The organism is Halorhodospira neutriphila, assembly GCF_016584055.1.
Taxonomy (GTDB): domain Bacteria; phylum Pseudomonadota; class Gammaproteobacteria; order Nitrococcales; family Halorhodospiraceae; genus Halorhodospira; species Halorhodospira neutriphila.
This window is the reverse complement of record NZ_NRSH01000038.1, coordinates 1-17,845: the sequence shown is the minus strand read 5'-3', so window position 1 is coordinate 17,845 and position 17,845 is coordinate 1. Positions and strand designations below refer to the sequence as shown.

At 70.8% G+C, this 17,845-nt stretch carries 17 protein-coding genes and 1 tRNA gene; 15 read left to right on the top strand and 3 right to left on the bottom strand.

Annotated elements, in window-relative coordinates; translation table 11 throughout:
• The 12 genes from CKO13_RS05015 to CKO13_RS04960 form a co-directional block, all read left to right on the top strand.
• Positions 1 to 617 (top strand): tRNA (adenosine(37)-N6)-dimethylallyltransferase (locus tag CKO13_RS05015; RefSeq protein WP_274600655.1); only part of this gene is annotated, 617 nt, incomplete at its 5' end.
• Positions 618 to 702: 85 nt separating this feature from the next.
• Positions 703 to 969, top strand: a complete 267-nt coding sequence (hfq, locus tag CKO13_RS05010) for an RNA chaperone Hfq (RefSeq protein WP_200257461.1) — start codon at positions 703 to 705, stop codon at positions 967 to 969.
• Positions 854 to 2,278: a ribosome rescue GTPase HflX gene (gene hflX / locus CKO13_RS05005; RefSeq protein ID WP_338034585.1), complete on the top strand. Its 1,425-nt coding sequence runs from the start codon at positions 854 to 856 to the stop codon at positions 2,276 to 2,278. Before hfq ends, hflX begins: the two co-directional genes overlap by 116 nt.
• 92 nt (positions 2,279 to 2,370) lie before the next feature.
• Positions 2,371 to 3,570 carry an FtsH protease activity modulator HflK gene (hflK, locus tag CKO13_RS05000; protein WP_200257451.1) on the top strand — a complete coding sequence of 400 codons (1,200 nt, stop codon included), beginning with the start codon at positions 2,371 to 2,373 and terminating at the stop codon, positions 3,568 to 3,570.
• An 8-nt stretch (positions 3,571 to 3,578) separates the two neighbouring features.
• Positions 3,579 to 4,481 (top strand): protease modulator HflC, encoded by a 903-nt coding sequence (hflC, locus tag CKO13_RS04995; protein WP_200257444.1) that lies wholly within the window; start codon positions 3,579 to 3,581, stop codon positions 4,479 to 4,481.
• Between the two features lie 15 nt (positions 4,482 to 4,496).
• Positions 4,497 to 4,688: a DUF2065 domain-containing protein gene (locus tag CKO13_RS04990; protein ID WP_200257442.1), complete on the top strand. Its 192-nt coding sequence runs from the start codon at positions 4,497 to 4,499 to the stop codon at positions 4,686 to 4,688.
• Positions 4,688 to 5,866, top strand: coding sequence for an ATP phosphoribosyltransferase regulatory subunit (locus CKO13_RS04985; RefSeq protein WP_200257440.1), 1,179 nt, complete (start codon positions 4,688 to 4,690; stop codon positions 5,864 to 5,866). The genes CKO13_RS04990 and CKO13_RS04985 overlap by 1 nt, the downstream gene beginning before the upstream one ends.
• Positions 5,867 to 5,868: 2 nt before the next feature.
• Positions 5,869 to 7,170, top strand: a complete 1,302-nt coding sequence (locus CKO13_RS04980; RefSeq protein WP_200257438.1) for an adenylosuccinate synthase — start codon at positions 5,869 to 5,871, stop codon at positions 7,168 to 7,170.
• An 815-nt stretch (positions 7,171 to 7,985) separates the two neighbouring features.
• The gene (locus CKO13_RS04975) at positions 7,986 to 8,591 is read left to right on the top strand and encodes a recombinase family protein (RefSeq protein WP_200257437.1); all 606 of its coding nucleotides are present in this window, start codon (positions 7,986 to 7,988) and stop codon (positions 8,589 to 8,591) included.
• Positions 8,592 to 8,712: 121 nt separating this feature from the next.
• Entirely contained in the window at positions 8,713 to 9,084 is a 372-nt protein-coding gene (locus CKO13_RS13090) for a BRO-N domain-containing protein (RefSeq protein ID WP_420827056.1), read from the top strand.
• Positions 9,085 to 9,401: 317 nt separating this feature from the next.
• Positions 9,402 to 9,839 (top strand): hypothetical protein, encoded by a 438-nt coding sequence (locus CKO13_RS04965; RefSeq protein WP_200257435.1) that lies wholly within the window; start codon positions 9,402 to 9,404, stop codon positions 9,837 to 9,839.
• 257 nt (positions 9,840 to 10,096) lie between these two features.
• Positions 10,097 to 10,495 (top strand): hypothetical protein, encoded by a 399-nt coding sequence (locus CKO13_RS04960; protein WP_200257434.1) that lies wholly within the window; start codon positions 10,097 to 10,099, stop codon positions 10,493 to 10,495.
• A 129-nt stretch (positions 10,496 to 10,624) separates the two neighbouring features.
• Here CKO13_RS04960 and CKO13_RS13155 read toward each other — a convergent pair whose 3' ends face one another.
• Positions 10,625 to 11,008 (bottom strand): hypothetical protein, encoded by a 384-nt coding sequence (locus tag CKO13_RS13155; protein WP_476702774.1) that lies wholly within the window; start codon positions 11,006 to 11,008, stop codon positions 10,625 to 10,627.
• Here CKO13_RS13155 and CKO13_RS13150 point away from each other — a divergent pair.
• Positions 11,007 to 11,336, top strand: coding sequence for a hypothetical protein (locus CKO13_RS13150; RefSeq protein WP_476702773.1), 330 nt, complete (start codon positions 11,007 to 11,009; stop codon positions 11,334 to 11,336). The genes CKO13_RS13155 and CKO13_RS13150 overlap by 2 nt on opposite strands.
• A gap of 635 nt (positions 11,337 to 11,971) precedes the next feature.
• Here the strand turns inward: CKO13_RS13150 and CKO13_RS04950 are convergent.
• Both CKO13_RS04950 and CKO13_RS04945 read right to left on the bottom strand, forming a co-directional pair.
• Positions 11,972 to 13,465 carry a DUF6538 domain-containing protein gene (locus CKO13_RS04950; RefSeq protein ID WP_200257432.1) on the bottom strand — a complete coding sequence of 498 codons (1,494 nt, stop codon included), beginning with the start codon at positions 13,463 to 13,465 and terminating at the stop codon, positions 11,972 to 11,974.
• 102 nt (positions 13,466 to 13,567) lie between these two features.
• A tRNA-Leu gene (locus CKO13_RS04945) sits at positions 13,568 to 13,655 on the bottom strand.
• A gap of 326 nt (positions 13,656 to 13,981) precedes the next feature.
• Between CKO13_RS04945 and putP the strand changes: the two genes are divergently transcribed.
• Positions 13,982 to 15,463, top strand: coding sequence for a sodium/proline symporter PutP (gene putP / locus CKO13_RS04940; protein ID WP_200257430.1), 1,482 nt, complete (start codon positions 13,982 to 13,984; stop codon positions 15,461 to 15,463).
• 69 nt (positions 15,464 to 15,532) lie between these two features.
• A partial coding sequence (gene rnr / locus CKO13_RS04935) for a ribonuclease R (protein ID WP_200257428.1) occupies positions 15,533 to 17,845 on the top strand: 2,313 nt, incomplete at its 3' end.

Here is a 17,845-nt window from a genome sequence, read left to right as displayed (position 1 = left end):
GCCGTGGTTGCACTGCGCCGCCCGCGGCGTCGCCTCGATATCGCGCAGCAGGGCGTTCATCTCGGCGAGCCCCAGGCGCCGCCCACGGCCTGGGGGCGCTCTACGAGCGGCTGCAGCGGCTCGATCCGGAGACGGCGGCGCGGCTGCACCCCAACGACGCGCAGCGCATCGAGCGCGCCCTGGAGGTCCAGCGCCTGACGGGGCGGCCGCTGAGCGCGCTCCAGCGGGAGCGGGCGGTCCCGGCGCTCGCCGAGCGGCCGCTGAAGATCGCCCTCGAGCCGCCCTCCCGGGCGTGGCTGCACGAGCGGATCGAGCAGCGCTTCCGGGCCATGCTGGCGGCCGGGCTGGTCGGCGAGGTCGTCGCGCTCCACCGCCGCGGCGACCTCTCCCTGGAACTGCCGGCGATCCGCGCGGTCGGATACCGGCAGATCTGGCAGTACCTGGAGGGCCAGTGCGACTACCCGACCATGCAGCGCCGCGCCCTCAAGGCGACGCGCCAGTACGCCAAGCGGCAGCTGACCTGGCTGCGCCGCAGCGGGGCCTGCCGGGTGGCGGCCGGGGCCGACGCCGAGGCGCGGGTCCAGGCGCGGGTCGCTGAGCGGCTCAAGGCCCTGTGATAGACTGGAGCGGTACAGGTCGTTGAGCCGCCGCGCCCTGGAACGAGCCGCTCACAATAACAAGAACCGCTGGAGACCAGTCGCGATGGCGAAAGGGCAGTCCCTGCAGGAGCCGTTCCTCAACACCCTGCGCAAAGAGAAGGTACCGGTCTCCATCTACCTCGTGAACGGCATCAAGCTCCAGGGGCAGATCGAGTCGTTCGATCAGTTCGTCCTGGTGCTGCGGAACAACGTCAATCAAATGGTCTACAAGCACGCCATATCGACCATCGTCCCGGCCCGCCGGGTGCGCCTGCCCCAGCAGGGCGAGGGGGCCGAGGACGAGCACGGCGAGGAGGTCGAAGATCGCTGAGCGGGGGGCCGGCAGCGGCCCGGCGGAGCTCTTCTCGCGCCCGGCGGGCGATGAGCGGGCGCTGATCGTCCACGTCCGCCTGCCCGGCGACGCCCTCGACGCCGCCGAGGAGTTCGAGGCGCTCGGCGACTCGGCCGGCGCGCAGATCGTCGGCCGCTTCCGCCACCGCCGGGATACGCCCGACCCGCGGACCTTCATCGGCCGCGGCAAGGTCGCCGAGCTCGCCGAGCAGGTCCGCGAGCTCGAGGCCGGCCTCGTCCTCGTCGACCAGCCCCTGAGCGCCGCCCAGGAGCGCAACCTCGAGCTCGACCTCGGCTGCCGCGTCCTCGACCGCACGGGGCTGATCCTGGACATCTTCGCCCAGCGGGCGCGCACCTTCGAGGGTCGGCTCCAGGTCGAGCTGGCCCAGCTCAAGCACGTCGCCAGCCGCCTGGTGCGCGGCTGGTCGCACCTCGAGCGCCAGCGCGGCGGCATCGGCCTGCGCGGCCCCGGCGAGAAGCAGCTGGAGATGGACCGGCGGCTGATCGGCGGCCGGATCCAGCAGATCGAGCGGCGCCTCGCCAAGGTCCGCCGCACCCGCGAGCAGGGCCGCAAGGCGCGGCGCCAGCGCGACCTGCCCGTGGTCTCCCTCGTCGGCTACACCAACGCCGGCAAGTCGACCCTCTTCAACCGCCTGACCGGCTCCGAGCGCCGGGCCGAGGACCGGCTCTTCGCCACCCTCGACCCCTCCTGGCGCCGGGTGGAGCTCGCCCCCGGCTCGGCGGCGGTGGTCTCGGATACCGTGGGCTTCATCAGCCGCCTGCCCCACGACCTCGTCGCCGCCTTCCGCTCGACGCTCGAGGAGGTCGCCGACGCCGACCTGCTGCTCCACGTCATCGACGCCGGCGCCGAGGAGCGCGAGCACCAGATCGAGCAGGTCGAGGCCGTGCTCGGCGACCTCGGCGCCGCCGAGGTCCCCACGCTGCGCGTCTACAACAAGATCGACACGAGCGCGCTGTCCGCGGGCACGGTCTACGACGACGCCGGGGCCGTCGCCGGCGTGCGCCTGTCGGCGGCCACCGGCGAGGGCACCGCGGGGCTGCTGGAGGCCGTCGGCGGCTCCCTGGGGCCGCCGCGGGTGCGCCGGCGGGTCTGCCTGGCGCCGGAGCAGGGCCGCCTGCGCGCGGCGCTCTTCCGGCTCGGCCGGATCCTCGACGAGCGCTACGCCGAGTCCGGGCGCATGGAGATCGACGTCGAGCTCCCGCAGCACGAGCTCGAGCGCCTCCACGTCCGCGAGGGGCTGCCCCGGGAAGTGGTCGCCGCTCCCTGAGGCATCGCCGCAGGTTGCGGCGATTTCGGCGCAGTCCTAGAATTTGACGGTTCGACCGAAGGTGGTTCGGCCATCACAGCACGGAGACTTCAATGGCTTGGAATGAGCCCGGCGGCGGTAGCCGCGATCCGTGGGGCGGCGGCTCCCAAGGCGGCGGCAGCGGACCGCCGGATCTCGACGTCATCCTCCGCAGGCTCCGCGATCGCGCCCGCAAGGTGCTCGGCGGCCGCCTGCCGGGCGGTGTCCCCGGCGGCGTCCTGGGGTTCGGGGCGCTCGGGCTGGGCGCCGTGCTCATCTGGCTGCTCACCGGCATCTACATCGTGGACGCCGGCTACCGCGGCGTGGAGATGACCTTCGGCCGCCACACCCTGACCACGCAGCCGGGGCCGCACTGGCACTGGCCGCGCCCGATCGGCACGGTGGAGCAGGTCAATGTCCAGCGTCGGCGGGTTGCCGAGGTCGGGTATCAGAGCGTGCAAGGCAGCGGCTCGCGCGCCGTAGCCGACGAGGCGCTGATGATCACCCGCGACGAGAACATCGCCGACGTCCGGATCGCCGCGCAGTACCGGGTCAGCGACCCGGCGCGCTACCTCTATAACTTCCGCATGCCTGAGCGCAGCCTCAAGCAGGTCGCCGAGAGCGCCGTGCGCGAGGTCATCGGCAAGCGCGAGCTCGACTTCGTGCTCACCGAGGGGCGCACGGAGGTCGCCCAGCGCACGCGCGAGCTCCTCCAGCAGGTGATGAACGAGTACCGCACGGGCCTCGAGGTCGTCGAGGTGGCGGTCCAGGACATCCAGCCGCCGGAGGAGGTGCAGCCGGCCTTCGAGGACGCCATCCGCGCCCGCGAGGACAAGCAGCGCAAGATCAACCAGGCCCGGGCCTACGCCGAGGAGCTCCTCCCCCGCGCCCGCGGCCAGGCGGCGCGGATCGTCGAGCAGGCCAAGGGCTACCGGGAGCGGACCGTCTCCCGGGCCCGAGGCGATGCCCAGCGCTTCGAGGCGCTGCTCGCCGAGTACCGCGAGTCGCCGGCGGTCATGCGCCAGCGCCTCTACCTCGAGACCATGGAGGAGGTCCTCGGCCGGGTGAGCAAGATTACCCTCGACAGCCAGTCGAGCCAGTCGCTGATGTACTTGCCGCTTGACCGGCTCCTAGAGCGCCAGAAGAGCAGCGACAGCCTGCAGCCCAACCGCACCGGCTCGCAGCAGAACCCTGGCGTCTCGGGCAGCAGCCGGGATGCGATCACGCCGACCCAGCGCGCCCGCGAGGCCCTCCGCGAGCGGGGTGAGAGGTAGACACGCTGATGCAGATACTCAAGACCGTCGTGCTGCCCGTGGTGGCAGTCGCCCTCGTGCTCGGCCTCTTCTCGGTCTACACCGTCTCCGAGAAGGAGGTCGCCCTGAAGTTCCGCCTCGGCGAGATCGTCGCCTCCGACATCGAGCCCGGCCTGCACTTCAAGACCCCCTTCATCAACAACGTGCGCAAGTTCGACGCCCGGGTCCAGAACCTCGACGAGTCGCCGCAGCGGTTCCTGACCTCCGAGAAGAAGAACCTGATCGTCGACTCCTTCGTCAAGTGGCGGATCGCCGACGCCGAGCGCTTCTACACGAGCGTCGCCGGCAGCGTCGAGCGGGCCAATCAGCGCCTGCGCGAGATCATCCGCGACGGCTTCCGCGCCGAGTTCGGCAAGCGTACTGTCCGGGATATCGTCTCCGGCGAGCGCGTGGAGATCATGGACATCCTGCGCGAGAGCACGGCCAAGGCGGCGGAGACCCTCGGCCTCGAGGTGATCGACGTGCGGCTCAAGCGCATCGACCTGCCCGAGGAGGTGGCCAACTCCATCTACGAGCGCATGGCCGCCGAGCGCGAGCGCGTCGCCCGGGAGATCCGGGCCGAGGGCGATGAGGCCGCCGAGCGCATCCGCTCCGAGGCCGAGCGCCGGCGTACAGTGATGCTCGCCGAGGCCTACCGCGAGTCGCAGGCCCTCCGCGGCGAGGGGGATGCCCAGGCGGCGGCGATCTACTCCGGCGCCTACGATCAGGAGCCGGAGTTCTTCGCCTTCCAGCGGAGCCTGCGCGCCTACCGCCAGGCGTTCCAGGACGAGGAGGATATCTTCGTCCTCTCGCCGAGCTCCGACTTCTTCCGCTTCTTCGGCGGCGGCAGCGGGCTGCCCGCGACGAGCACCGAGCAGGGCGGCGAGCAGTGAGGCGGGGCCGGCGCCTTGGCCGTTGAGGACCTGCTCTCCGCGCTCGCCCTGATGCTGGTCCTCGAGGGGGTCATGCCCGCCGCGAGCCCTGCCACGTTCCGGCAGGCCCTGGCGCAGGCGGCGGAGATGGACGACCGGAGCCTGCGCGCGGTCGGCCTGGTCGCCATGGTGGCCGGTGTGCTGCTGCTCTACGGAGTGCGAGGCTGATGGATCCGAAGGCACGATGGCTGCTCCCCGAGGGGGTCGATGAGCTCCTGCCGCCCCACGCCGAGGAGGCGGAGCGGCTGCGCCGGCGGCTGCTCGACCTCTACGGCGGCTGGGGCTACGAGCTGGTGATGCCGCCGTTCATCGAGTACCTCGAGGCGCTGGAGCTCGGCGCCGGGCAAGAGCTCGACGTCCAGACCTTCAAGCTCACCGATCAGCTCTCCGGGCGCACCCTCGGCGTGCGCCCGGATATCACCCCGCAGGCGGCGCGCATCGACGCCCACCAGCTGCGCCGCGAAGGGGTCACCCGGCTGTGCTATATCGGCAGCGTCCTCCAGGCGCGCCCCGAGGGGCCCGCCGGCAGCCGCAACGCCGTCCAGGTCGGCGCCGAGCTCTACGGCCACGACGGCCTCGAGAGCGACCTCGAGGTCCTCGGGCTGATGCTCGAGACCGTGCGCAGCGCCGGCATCGAGGCGCTGTGCCTCGACCTCGGCCACGTCGGTATCCTGCGGGGCCTGCTGGCCGGGGTGGCGCTGGAGCCGGCGACGGAGGAGGCGCTCTTCGCCGCCCTGCAGCGCAAGGCCACCGACGAGATCGAGGCGCTGCTGCGCGAGGCGGGCGTCGGGGCCGAGCTCACCGGCTGGCTGACGGCGCTGGCGCGGCTGCACGGCGGCGTCGAGGTCCTCGACGAGGCGCAGCGGCGCCTGGCCGGGGCCGGCGACGGCGTGGAGCGGGCCATCGAGGCGCTGCGCCGGGTGGCGTCGAGCCTGGCGGTCCGGGAGCCGGGGCTGGAGCTGCACTTCGATCTCGGCGAGCTGCGCGGCTACCGCTACCACACCGGCCTCGTCTTCGCGGCCTATACGCCGGGGCACAGCCAGGAGGTGGCGCGGGGTGGGCGCTACGACGGCATCGGCCGCGCCTTCGGCCGGCCGCGGCCGGCGACCGGCTACAGCACCGACCTGAAGACGCTGCTCGCCCTCGGGCGCCGCCACGAGGCGGGCGGCGAGGAGGGGGGCATCCTCGCCCCCTGGCGCGACGAGCCGGCCCTGATCGAGCGGGTGGCCGCCCTGCGCCGCGCCGGCGAGCGTGTCGTCTGGCAGCTGCCGGGGGAGGCGGGCCGCCACGGCTGCGACCGCCGGCTCGTCGAGCGCGACGGAACGTGGGCAGTAGAGGCGAATTGAGCATGGGCATGAACGTGGTGGTTGTCGGCACGCAGTGGGGCGACGAGGGCAAGGGCAAGGTCGTCGACTGGCTGACCGAGAACGCCGGGGTGGTCGCCCGCTTCCAGGGCGGCCACAACGCCGGCCATACGCTGGTCATCGACGGCGAGCAGACCGTCCTCCACCTGATCCCCTCCGGCATCCTGCGCAGCGACGTCACCTGCGCCATCGGCAACGGCGTGGTGCTCTCGGCGCCGGCGCTGCTCGAGGAGATCGAGGCGCTCGAGCGCCGCGGGGTGCCGGCGCGCGAGCGGCTGCGCATCAGCCCCTCCTGCCCGCTGATCCTCCCCTGCCACATCGCCCTCGACAAGGCGCGCGAGCAGGCGAAGGGCAACGCCGCCATCGGCACCACCGGCCGCGGGATCGGCCCGGCCTACGAGGACAAGGTCGCCCGCCGCGGCGTGCGGCTCTCGGATCTGTTCCACCGCGAGCGGCTGGCGGGCAAGCTCGGCGAGCTGCTCGACTACCACAACTTCGTGCTCAAGCACTACTTCGGCGCCCCCGGCGTCGACTTCCAGCAGGTGCTCGACGAGGCGCTGCGCCACGGCGAGCAGCTGCGCCCCCTCGCCGCCGACGTCGGCGCCCTGCTGGGCCAGGAGATGAGCGCCGGGCGCAATATCCTCTTCGAGGGGGCGCAGGGGACGCTGCTGGATATCGACCACGGCACCTACCCCTTCGTGACCTCCTCGAACACCTGCGCCGGCGCCGCGACCTCGGGCACCGGCGTCGGGCCGCGGGCCATCGACTACGTCCTCGGGATCACCAAGGCGTACACCACCCGGGTCGGCTCGGGGCCGTTCCCCACGGAGCTCGACTTCGACGACGAGATGGGCCACTACCTCGGCGAGCGCGGCCACGAGTTCGGCGCGACCACCGGGCGGCAGCGCCGCTGCGGCTGGTTCGACGCCGTGGCGACGCGCCGGGCGGCGCAGATCAACAGCCTCAGCGGCCTGTGCATCACCAAGCTCGACGTCCTCGACGGCCTCGAGCGCCTGCGCATCTGCGTCGGCTACCGCTGCCAGGGGGCGCTGTGCGAGACCCTGCCGGCGGAGGCCGAGACCCTCGCCGAGTGCGAGCCGGTCTACGAGGACCTGCCGGGCTGGCAGGCGAGCACCACCGGCGTGGAGCGCTTCGAGGACCTGCCCGAGGGGGCCCGCGCCTACCTGCGGCGCATCGAGGAGCTGGTCGGCGTGCCGGTGGCGATGGTCTCCACCGGGCCCGACCGCAGCCAGACCATCGTCCGCGAGAGCCCCTTCCGCGGCTAGCCGCCGGGGCGGGGCCGAGGGCTGCGTCTAGGGCCCGCAGGCTCCGCCTTGCCTCTATGAAGGCGCGGCGAACCGCTCATGCCCCGACACGGACTACACGGGCCCCCAACAGGGAGCGCGGCTGGCCTAGGCGTCTAGGCCTCCAGGCTTGAGGCCGCTCGCGTGAGGGAAACGCCCCAGGGACCGGGGTCAGGCGGTACGCCACCTTGAGGCGGCTTGCGGGAGGCTCAAGGCCTTCAGGGAGTGTCGCCGGACGATCGAGGGGGCGGCCTGTAGCGGGGGTTGCCGACTACCCTGGCCTCAGCCCGAAAGGTGGTGCAGGCGATCCCTGCGGGGAAGGGAATTGGTGCCGAGGAGAGGACTTCCCCTTGGTGCCCATCTGTCCCCGAGAATCAGCGTCTTGGCGCCTCCTTCACCTCAGATTATGTACCTCCACCATGCGCCCCCGCAAGCGCAGAGGGGAGGCTCAAGCCGCCCCGCCTACCGCAAGACCCCCCCGCGATATATGGCGCAGATTTTCGAGCCCCCACCTCAGTATGAATAACCGCCTGTTTTACCCCGTGCCCCGGCCCGCTTGCCTGCTCCGGTAGGAGTCCCACTACCCCTGCGCTACTCAATGCAGATACCGCCCGCCGGGGTGGGGGGAGGCCATCCGCACCCGAGCACCCCGGGCGCTCCCGCTCTTGGCCCATAAGGTACGCCTTGTGGGCCACCCCCTGAGACCGCCTGGAGGATAGCCCAAAATCCCTTGACGCCGCTTGTGGGCTAGGTCAATATCTGGGCCAAGGATTTGGACCAACCAGGGGGAAGAGCCCATGACCACCGAACCCACCGGACCCACCGGGGCGACCATCGGATATACCAGGGTGAGCACCACCGACCAGCGCACGGAGGGCCACCGGGCGCAAATCGAGCGAGCCTACCGGATCGACCACTGGTATCAGGACGAGGCCACCAGCGGGAGCACCCGAGCCCTAGACCGCCCGGGCTTCGCCGCGCTCTACCAGTACGTCAGGGAGGGGGACCGCGTGGTGGTCCCGGCCATCGACCGCCTCGGGCGTAACACCATCGACGTGCTCACCACCGTGGAAGCCCTGAGGGAGAAGGGAGTGGCCGTGGTGAGCGTCCGCGAGGGCTTCGATATGAGCACCAACATGGGGAAGATGATGCTCACCATGCTGGCGGGCGTGGCCGAGCTAGAGCGGGAGAACATCCGGGAGCGCCAGCGGGCCGGACTGGAGAAGGCCAAGGCCGAGGGCCGGAGGCTGGGCCGCCCGGTGGCCGCTGACCCTGCCGAGGTGGCCGCCTGGCGGTGGCGCCACGGGGCGACCATCCGGCAGACCGCAGAGCACTTCGGGGTAGGCGTCTCGTCCGTCAAGCGAGCTTGCAAGGCCCACCCTGCGCCACCGGAGGGAGCCTAGGCCCTCGGGCGGGAGGGGGATCACCACCACCAGGAGCAGCACCACCGGGGCGACCTGGTAGACCCTGGCCCTGATACGGGGGCAAGCCTAGGCCCCCGGCGAGATCACCAGAGTTAATCGGATGCGGTTAGGAATGAGCCCCGGCAAGCCCATGGCCGTAATCTCCGAGTCCGGGCTCTACAGGCTCACCATGCGAAGCAACAAGCAGGAGGCCCGCGCCCTACAGGATTGGGTTACCCAGGAGGTCATCCCCTCGATCCGCAAGACGGGCGGCTACCAGCTCCAGCCCGGACAGGCCATGCCGATGCCCCAGGGCTTCGCCGAGGAGCCAACAGGGCGAGAGCGAGTAGAACCGCTATCACTTCACATGATGGTAAGCGGGGCTCCCCCAGCAAGACCCCGAGCGAGCGCCCCTGGAGCTACCCAGCGACGACCCCGGGGAGCCTCCCCGCAAGACGCCCACCGCAGACCGAGGCTCTACCCCCTCGGATAGCCTCAGGCCGCCGTAGCGGCCCCCTCGCTGGTTCTCTCGGGTGTGTCCCGAGGGGGCTACCGGAGAGACCCGGGCACCTCTGAGAGAGCCCTCTAGGTGCCTTGGGGTTCCTGTCGATTAGGGACCACTAAAGGTAGAACGAAGCGCTTCTGCCCCACGACCCACCACCCCGCTTCCTCTCCTGAGCAGCACCAGGGCCACCAGGCCCACCACCGGACCCACCGGCTACGCCCCGCGCCTTCGGCAAGGGGAGAGCGGTGCTATGCCCGGTGCGCTCCCGTGCTCGCCGAGGAGGCACCCACAAGGGAACCCCAACGATGAATATGCAAGAGCACTGCAAGAGCAATCAGCAGCAGCACCACCCGCGCTTCCCCCGCTACTCGAAGGGGCCGGAGGGAGAGCCCGTGGTACTCCTCCCGCTGACCCGGGGACTGACCGCCATGATCGACCGCGAGGTCTGGGGGTGGGTCGCCGAGCAGTTCGGGGAGCACTGGGTGGCGCTCTCCAACGGGCAGGGCAGGTTCTACGCCCGCGCCTCCAGGGCCAATGACCCGCACTACCCAGGCGACCCGGCGCTACTCCACCGCGTGATCCTGGAGGCGAGACCCGGGGGCCGAGTCACGTTCAACAACGGGGACTCCCTGGACTGCCGCCGCGCCAACCTGCGCCTGGAGACCGCCGCAGAGACGGAGCGGAGGAAGCCCGCCCAGAGGAAGACCCGCCGGGCACCCAAGGAGCGAAGCGCCCAGGCGTAGCCCTGGGAGACCCGCAGGGGGAATCCCGGCGGAGCCCCACCAGGGAGGGGGTGGTGGATGCACCACCTCCACCCCCTGCCCAGAGCAGCCCAGGGGAGGCCATGAGGAGAGCGCCCGGGGATTCCCTGGGGATGGCCTCATGGAACCCCTGGGAGCCTCCAGGGGAAGACCAGAGGAGTCCAGGAGGGCTCCCCCTGGGACCACCGAGCGTAACCCCACCAGCAGCAGCACCACCACCGACCGAGGATCAGGAACCTATGTACTGGAAGAACCAGAGAGCAGGCAGTACCAGCAGCAGCAGCGGCGCCACCGGGCCAGCCCAGCGAGCGACCACCGAGGAGCGCCGGGCAAGCCTTGAGGGGCGCATGGAGGAGGTCTCGGAGGAGGGGCGCGGGGTGAGCCCCCGGCGGCTCCACCAGGACGCCTACCGCCTCCTGAGGGACTACGAGGAGGCCAGCGCCATCCCCGTGCAGCGGACGGTGGCCCTCCCGGTGAGGGCCTTCGATGCCCTCCAAGACCTGAAGCGAAGCGAGGGCATCCACTCCAACGCCGAGGCGGTGAGCTACGCACTGGCCCTGGCGGACGCCCTGGCGGCCTACCGGGCCTATACCGAGGCGGTAGCCCGGGGACAGCAGGGGAGGGCGCACCATGCGTAACCACCTGCACAACCAGTGGCCTAGCTTCGAGGCCATCGAGGCAGCCTGGGAGCCGGAGCCCACCCAGCGCCCCCGGCGGCTGTCCCTGGAAGGACTGGCGACAAGCCCCGGGCCATGGGCCGCCCGGGACTACCGGGAGTACGAGGCGGAGCGCCAAGTGAGGGAGCTTATGGATACCCTGCGCCGCACCCGGCGGCCCCTGGACCCCCTCACGGTGGCCCGGGTGGGGGGCCTCTGGCTGATCGTGGACGGGCACCTACGGTTCCTCGCGTACCACCGGGCGGGCTGGGCCTCCAAGGTGCCCGTAAGGGTCTTCCGGGGCAGCGCCCGGGAGGCCCTATGCGAGAGCATCGAGGACAACGCCAAGGCCCGCCTACCGCTGACCCGTAGGGAGCGCATGGACGCCGCTTGGAAGCTCACCCGAATTGGCGGCTTCTCCAAGCGGAAGATTGCCCGGACTACGGCGACGGGCGACGGGTCCGTAGCCTCAATGCGGAGGGTCCTGGAGGCCATGCGACAGGCTGGGGTAGACCCGAACAAGTACCCCCGCTGGGACGACGCCCGGGTAGCGCTCAGAGAGCCCGGGGAAGCCACGGACTTCGGAGAGGACGATATGGAGCAAGAAGTGGAGGAGTACCTGGAGGCGCTAGGCAAGGCACTACCGCCCCATGTGGCTGACCGGCGAGGGGACTTTCTGGCCCGGGCCTTGGTTCGCTTCGCAGGGCGGAAGGCCCCGGAGCTAGTCGAGCATATGGCCGGAGAGCTTTACGAGCGAGGCTATAGGGGGCTGCCACCGGGCGGCCTCGCAGGGTACCTAGAGGACCCCGAGGAGGACTTCTAGAGGGTCTCCCTATGCAGTCTCACGGTATGCAGATTGCATAGGCTGCAAGAGCCCCCCGGTTCGCCTGAGAGCCCCGCATGACGCGGGATTCGGGCGGATCGGGGGCCGCTCCCATTCGCGCAATCTTGGACGACCCTGGAGGGCTCCTCGGTGATCGCTTATGCCTATCAGTGGCCGGGAGACGATAGAGCGCGTGAAGGCGTCTCCCTGGGCATCTGTTGGTTTTCCTTGAGGATTCCCGGGGCAGGCTCCTGGAGGCAACCATTGGCAGTCGTGAAAGGTTCACGGGCGACAACCTATCTTGCTGTTCAGACGGGATTTTCCGTGCTCTACTGGCCCCGCTGTCCACAAGGCAGCACCGGAGCAACCACCGAGACCGACGCAGGGGAGCAAGACCGATGACGATCACTTGGAAGGGGCAGGAAGTCTTCGCACTGGACTGGCTCGGGCGCGGCCCGGGTGGGGGCCTGTTTGTCCGGCTGGGGCCCTGGGAGGCCATGCTGTTCAATGAGGAGGTCCGCTACCACCTCGGGGGCCGAATCTGGGAGCGGTCCCGCTAGGAGGAGCGCAGGAGCGCCCCCGGGGAAGTCCGGGGCTCCCCCTGGAGCTAGCCGAGAGGGAGCCGCCGGGCTGTCCTAGGGAGAGCCGAGCGGGGACGGGATGCGCTCCAGGGCTTCCGAGAGCGTGGGCACCTCTCCCGGGCCGTAGCGAGCGTGTTCGTCCTGGAAGTAATGACCGGCAAGCTGCCGCTGTTGGTCCCCGTCGATCCCCGCCCGCCTGCACTCGGAGATGAGCCGGTGGCGGAAGCTATGGTTAGGGCTCAGGGCAGCGTCAGCCACCGGGGTCCGCTTGTTGATCCAGTCCCGCAGCCGATTGGCGGGGGTCTTGGTCCGGTCCCCGTGCTGGTCCGACCACTCCCCCGGGAAGAGGTATTCCCCATCCGGGAGTGAGCGCCAGTACTCCAGGAAGCCCTCGGCAATCAGGGCCGAGTGCAGGGGGACGCACCGCACCGAGGATTGGTTCTTTACCTGCTCCCGAATATCGAGGTAGTAGACCCCTTCGGTGTGCTGAACGTCAGCCTTGGTGCGCCAGAGAATCTCCCCGATCCGCGCACCCGTGAAGGCCAGGAGCCAAGGCACCCAGCGCTTGTAGGCCACCGACTCCCCCCGCGCAGCAGCCAGGATGCAGGCGGCCTCCTCACGGCTATAGCCCCGCACCTTGCGCCGACTCTTGCCCCGGTCGCCCTCCACCGAGACGCCCTGGGCGGGATTGGTGGCCAAGAGACCCCGCTTGACGGCCCAAGCGAAAGTCTGATGGACCGCCACGAGGTACCCCTCGTTGACCGTCTTGACCGCGAGGGGCTTGCCACTAGGTCCGGCCCCGGAGCGCAGGGCGTCCGCGTAGCGCTGAACGTCCGCAGCCGTAACCCGGTGAGCGGGCTTGTGCTCGAGCCAAGCCTCGAAGTGCTGGAGGCGCTTGCCCCAGTCTGTCCGGGTCCGGGGGTGGACCCCCTGGCATTCGGCGTAGCGCTCGAAGAGCCCCGAGAGGGAGCGGACTTCGGGGGACGGGGGTGGCTCGGGGTACTCCCGCCGGGGCGGCTCGCGGAAGTGAAGGTGCTCCCCAGCGGCATCCGCTAGGGCCTCGGAGTGCGCCCGGTAGACGGACTCGGCGAGGTGGTCCCGGAAGTGCAGGGGCACTAGCTCGCCCCGCTCATCGAGAAGACGCTCCACCCGGGGGCGACCCCAGGCCCGGACGGTCGCTACCTCCTGGTCCGGTGAAGCGGCCGCGTTGAGGACCGCATCGTGGGACTCGGCCTCCCCATCCCACTCGGAGGGGGACCACCCTTGCCGCTGGGCTTCCTGGAGGAAGGCCGCCCGCTGTTGGCGGTAGTACTCCCCGGCGAGCCCCTGGAGTTCCTCGGGGCCGTAGCGCTGGCCCTCCCGGGCCGCCGCGAGGATGGCCTCGAAGCGCTGGAGCACGGCGGAGGCCCGTTGCTTGGCCTCGGTGGGGTCGCGGGTCCGTAGGGACTCCTTCAGCTCCCGGCGGCCTACGGTCTCTCGGAGGGCGGCGGGGACCGCCTTGCGGACCCAGAAGATACCCGTCTTGCGGTGGCGGTAGGGGCGGGTCATTCGCAGCGGCACGGCTCTGTACCTCCCTTTTGTACCAACGGGGAGGCCGTAAGCCGCTGATTCTCCCTAACTATCTGACGTAGAAGGCAGGGGGAAGGGAATTGGTGCCGAGGAGAGGACTCGAACCTCCACGGGGTGAACCCCCACTAGCACCTGAAGCTAGCGCGTCTACCAATTTCGCCACCTCGGCATGTTCACCTTGTCAGCGAACAGCTAAATCGTAGCGAGACTGCCGCCCGGCTGTCAAACCATCAGCCAGCGCCGAGGCGGCCGGGGCCGCGGGCGTACCCACAGGCCGGCGTGGCCGTTACAATCCAGCGCTGGCCCACGGGCCGGGGCGAGGGCGTGCCGAGCCGCCAGCCGCGCCTGCCCGGGCCGATCCACCGGCAAGAGGAGCCCAGCGATGGAGAACAACCTGACGGCCGCGACCTGGTTCTGGCTGACCGGCCCCATGCTCCTGATGGTCGTCCTGGCCCTGGTGAGCCTGGTGCGCCACAAGCGCGGGGGGCGGGGGCAATGAGCGCCGAGCTCGACATCAGCCTGCCGCTGCTGGCGACCTTCGTCGTCTACCTCATCATCATGGTCCTGGTCGGGCTGCTCGCCTACCGCGCCACTCACAGCCTGGCCGACTACATCCTCGGCGGCCGCCGGCTCGGCTCCGGGGTGGCGGCGCTGTCGGCGGGCGCCTCGGACATGAGCGGCTGGCTGCTGCTCGGCCTGCCGGGGGCCGTCTACGCCTCGGGGATGAGCCAGATCTGGATCGCCGTCGGGCTGACCATCGGCGCCTACCTCAACTGGCAGCTCGTCGCCGAGCGGCTGCGCCGCTACACGGAGCTGGCGCGGGACTCCATCACCATCCCGGCCTACCTCGAGAACCGCTTCCGCGACGAGACCTCGGCGCTGCGGGTGGTCTCGGCGCTGGTGATCCTGCTCTTCTTCACCTTCTACACCTCGGCCGGGCTGGTGGCGGCCGGGACCCTCTTCGAGGACACCTTCGGGGTCGACTACACCCTGGCCCTCGGCATCGGCGCCGCGGTGATCCTCGCCTATACGCTGCTCGGCGGCTTTTTGGCGGTGAGCTGGACGGACTTCCTCCAGGCCATCCTGATGTTCGTCGCCCTGATCCTGGTGCCGGTCATCACCATCGGCAACCTCGGCGGCTGGGCGCAGACGGCGGGCCAGGTCGCCGAGCTCGAGCCCGGCGCCCTGGATGCGTTCCACGACATGACGCTGTTCAGCATCGTCTCGCTGATGGCCTGGGGGCTGGGCTACTTCGGGCAGCCCCACGTCCTCGCCCGCTTCATGGCCATCCGCAGCCCGCGGGACATCCCGGCGGCGCGGTTCATCGGCGTCAGCTGGATGGTCTTCGCCCTGTTTGGCGCCATCTTCACCGGCTTCGCCGGCATCGCCTTCTTCGGCGGCACGGAGGGCCTGGACAACGCCGAGACGGTCTTCATGTCCCTGATCCAGGCCCTGTTCAACCCCTGGGTGGCGGGCTGCCTGCTGGCGGCGGTGCTGGCGGCTATCATGAGCACCATCGACTCCCAGCTCCTCGTCTCCTCCTCGGCGCTGTCCGAGGACTTCTACAAGCGCTTCCTGCGCCCCGGGGCCGGCGACCGCGAGCTGGTCTGGGTCGGCCGGGCGACGGTGCTCGGCATCGGCGTCATCGCCACGCTGCTCGCCCTCGACCCGGAGGCGGCGGTGCTCGACCTGGTCGCCTACGCCTGGGCCGGCTTCGGTGCCGCCTTCGGCCCGGTCATCCTCCTGTCGGTCTTCTGGCGCGGGATGACCCGCAACGGCGCCCTGGCCGGGATCGTGACCGGGGCGGTCACCGTGGTCGCCTGGAAGCTGCTCGAGGGCGGGGTCTTCGAGATGTACGAGATCCTGCCCGGCTTTATCCTGGGAGGCGTGGCCGGCATCGCCTTCAGCCGCATCGGCGGCCGCCCGGGCGCGGAGATCGAGCGCGAGTTCGACAAGGTCGAGGCGGGGGTGGCGTAGGGCGCGCGGCGCTTTGCCGCTGCCTGCCGGGGGGCGTATCCTGGGGAATTTCGAACCGAAGGGCACAAGATGGCGAAACGAGGCAAGAAGACCCCACCCCGGCGCGATCCGTACCAGGAGCGCGAGCAGGCCAAGTACGACAACCCGATCCCGAGCCGCGAGTACCTGCTCGAGTTCCTCGCCGCCCAGGGGCGCCCCCTGGGCCGGCGGGAGATCGCCGAGGCCCTCGGCCTCGAGACTCCGGACCAGCACGAGGCGCTGCGCCGGCGCCTGCGCGCCATGGAGCGCGACGGGCAGCTGGTGCGCAACCGGCGCCGCGGCTACCTCATCGTCGACCACAGCGAGCTGGTGCGCGGCCGCGTCATGGGCCGGCCCGACGGCTCCGGCTTCCTCGCCCCCGACGGTAGCGGGCAGCGTATCGCCCTGTCGCCGCGGCAGATGCGCTGCCTCCTCCACTCGGACCGGGCCATCGTGCGCATCACCGGCCACGACGAGCACGGCACCCCGCAGGGCGAGCTCGTCGAGATCCTCGAGCGGGGCAACCGGCAGATCACCGGCCGCTTCTTCGAGGAGCACGGGGTCGGCTTCCTCGTCCCCGAGAACAAGCGCCTGCACCACGACGTCCTGCTCTCCGCCGACGGCCGGGGCGGCGCCGAGGACGGCGAGCTCGCCGTCGCCGAGCTGCTCGCCCAGCCCACCGAGCGCCGCCAGCCCATCGGGCGGATCGTCCAGGTCCTCGGGCGCCATATCGACGCCGGCCAGGAAGTCGAGGCGGCCGCGCGCATCCACGGCATCCCCATGGAGTGGCCGGAGCAGGTGGAGGCCGAGGTCGCCAGCCTCGACGAGGAGGTGGCCGAGGCGGACAAGGAGGACGGGCGCGTCGATTTGCGCCGGCTGCCGCTGGTGACCATCGACGGCGCCGACGCCCGGGACTTCGACGACGCCCTTTACTGCGAGCCGACGGCCAAGGGGTGGCGGCTGGTGGTGGCCATCGCCGACGTCTCCCACTACGTCCAGCCCGGCTCCGCCCTCGACGCCGAGGCGCGCACCCGCGGCAACTCGGTCTACTTCCCCCGGGCGGTCACGCCCATGCTGCCGGAGGCCCTCTCCAACGGCCTGTGCTCGCTGAACCCCCACGTCGACCGGCTCTGCATGGTCTGCGACGTCCTGCTCCAGGGCAACGGCAAGGTGCTGCGCTCGCGCTTCTACCGCGCGGTGATGCGCTCGGCGGCGCGGCTGACCTACGAGCAGGCGGCCGCCGCCGTGCTCGACGGCGACCCGCAGGCCCGCGCCGAGATCGGCGAGGAGCTGATCGGCCACCTCGAGAGCCTCCACGGGCTCTACCAGACGCTGCGCCGGGCCCGGCAGCGGCGCGGGGCCATCGACTTCGACACCACCGAGACGCAGATGCGCTTCGACGAGAGCGGCCGCGTCACGGCGGTGGAGCCGACGGAGCGCAACGACTTCCATCGCACGGTGGAGGAGTGCATGATCGTCGCCAACGTCTGCGCGGCGAAGTACCTGCGCAAGCACAAGGTCCCCTCCCTGTACCGCGTCCACGAGCGCCCGAGCGAGGAGAAGCTCGAGCAGCTGCGCGGCTTCCTCGCCGAGGTGGGCCTGCAGCTCGGCGGCGGCGACGAGCCTACCGGCCTCGACTACGCCGAGGTGATGCGCCAGGCCAAGGAGCGCCCGGACCGCCACCTCATCGAGACGGTGATGCTGCGCTCGATGCAGGCCGCCGAGTACCGGCCGGACAACGCCGGGCACTTCGGTCTCGCCCTCGAGGCGTACACCCACTTCACCTCGCCGATCCGCCGCTACCCGGACCTCATCGTCCACCGCGGCATCGGCCACGTCATCGACGGCCACAAGGGCTCGAGCTTCCCGGTGAGCCACGACGACCTGCTCACCCTCGGCGAGCACTGCTCGATGACCGAGCGCCGCGCCGACGAGGCGACCCGCGACGCGGAGATGACCCTCAAGTGCGAGTACCTCGCCGAGCACCTCGGCGACGAGCTCAACGGCATCATCGCCGCCGTGACCTCCTTCGGCCTGTTCGTCGAGCTCGAGGGGGTCTACGTCGACGGGCTGGTCCACATCACCAACCTCGAGAGCGACTTCTTCCACTTCGACGCCGTGGGCCACCGGCTCGTCGGCGACCGCACCGGCAAGGAGTACCGGCTCAGCGACCGGGTCCGGGTCCGCGTCGCCCGTGTCGACAAGGACGACCGCAAGATCGACCTGGAGATGATCGCCCACCCGGTGGACGCCGAGGGCAACCCCGTCGGCGGCGGCAAGCAGTCGTCGCGGCGCAAGGGCAAGAGCAGCGGCAGCCGGCGGCGCTCCGGCCCGGAGGCCGGGGCGCCGCCGAGCTCCGGGGAG

Excerpts from the sequence above, each read along its gene's own strand:
- hfq (WP_200257461.1), top strand. The coding sequence starts at position 703 with ATGGCGAAAGGGCAGTCCCTGCAGGAGCCGTTCCTCAACACCCTGCGC.
- hflK (WP_200257451.1), top strand. The coding sequence starts at position 2,371 with ATGGCTTGGAATGAGCCCGGCGGCGGTAGCCGCGATCCGTGGGGCGGC.
- hflC (WP_200257444.1), top strand. The coding sequence starts at position 3,579 with ATGCAGATACTCAAGACCGTCGTGCTGCCCGTGGTGGCAGTCGCCCTC.
- CKO13_RS04985 (WP_200257440.1), top strand. The coding sequence starts at position 4,688 with ATGGATCCGAAGGCACGATGGCTGCTCCCCGAGGGGGTCGATGAGCTC.
- CKO13_RS04980 (WP_200257438.1), top strand. The coding sequence starts at position 5,869 with ATGGGCATGAACGTGGTGGTTGTCGGCACGCAGTGGGGCGACGAGGGC.
- CKO13_RS04975 (WP_200257437.1), top strand. The coding sequence starts at position 7,986 with ATGACCACCGAACCCACCGGACCCACCGGGGCGACCATCGGATATACC.
- CKO13_RS13090 (WP_420827056.1), top strand. The coding sequence starts at position 8,713 with ATGCGGTTAGGAATGAGCCCCGGCAAGCCCATGGCCGTAATCTCCGAG.
- CKO13_RS04965 (WP_200257435.1), top strand. The coding sequence starts at position 9,402 with ATGAATATGCAAGAGCACTGCAAGAGCAATCAGCAGCAGCACCACCCG.
- CKO13_RS04960 (WP_200257434.1), top strand. The coding sequence starts at position 10,097 with ATGTACTGGAAGAACCAGAGAGCAGGCAGTACCAGCAGCAGCAGCGGC.
- CKO13_RS13150 (WP_476702773.1), top strand. The coding sequence starts at position 11,007 with ATGCGACAGGCTGGGGTAGACCCGAACAAGTACCCCCGCTGGGACGAC.
- CKO13_RS13155 (WP_476702774.1), bottom strand. The coding sequence starts at position 11,008 with ATGGCCTCCAGGACCCTCCGCATTGAGGCTACGGACCCGTCGCCCGTC.
- CKO13_RS04950 (WP_200257432.1), bottom strand. The coding sequence starts at position 13,465 with ATGACCCGCCCCTACCGCCACCGCAAGACGGGTATCTTCTGGGTCCGC.
- putP (WP_200257430.1), top strand. The coding sequence starts at position 13,982 with ATGAGCGCCGAGCTCGACATCAGCCTGCCGCTGCTGGCGACCTTCGTC.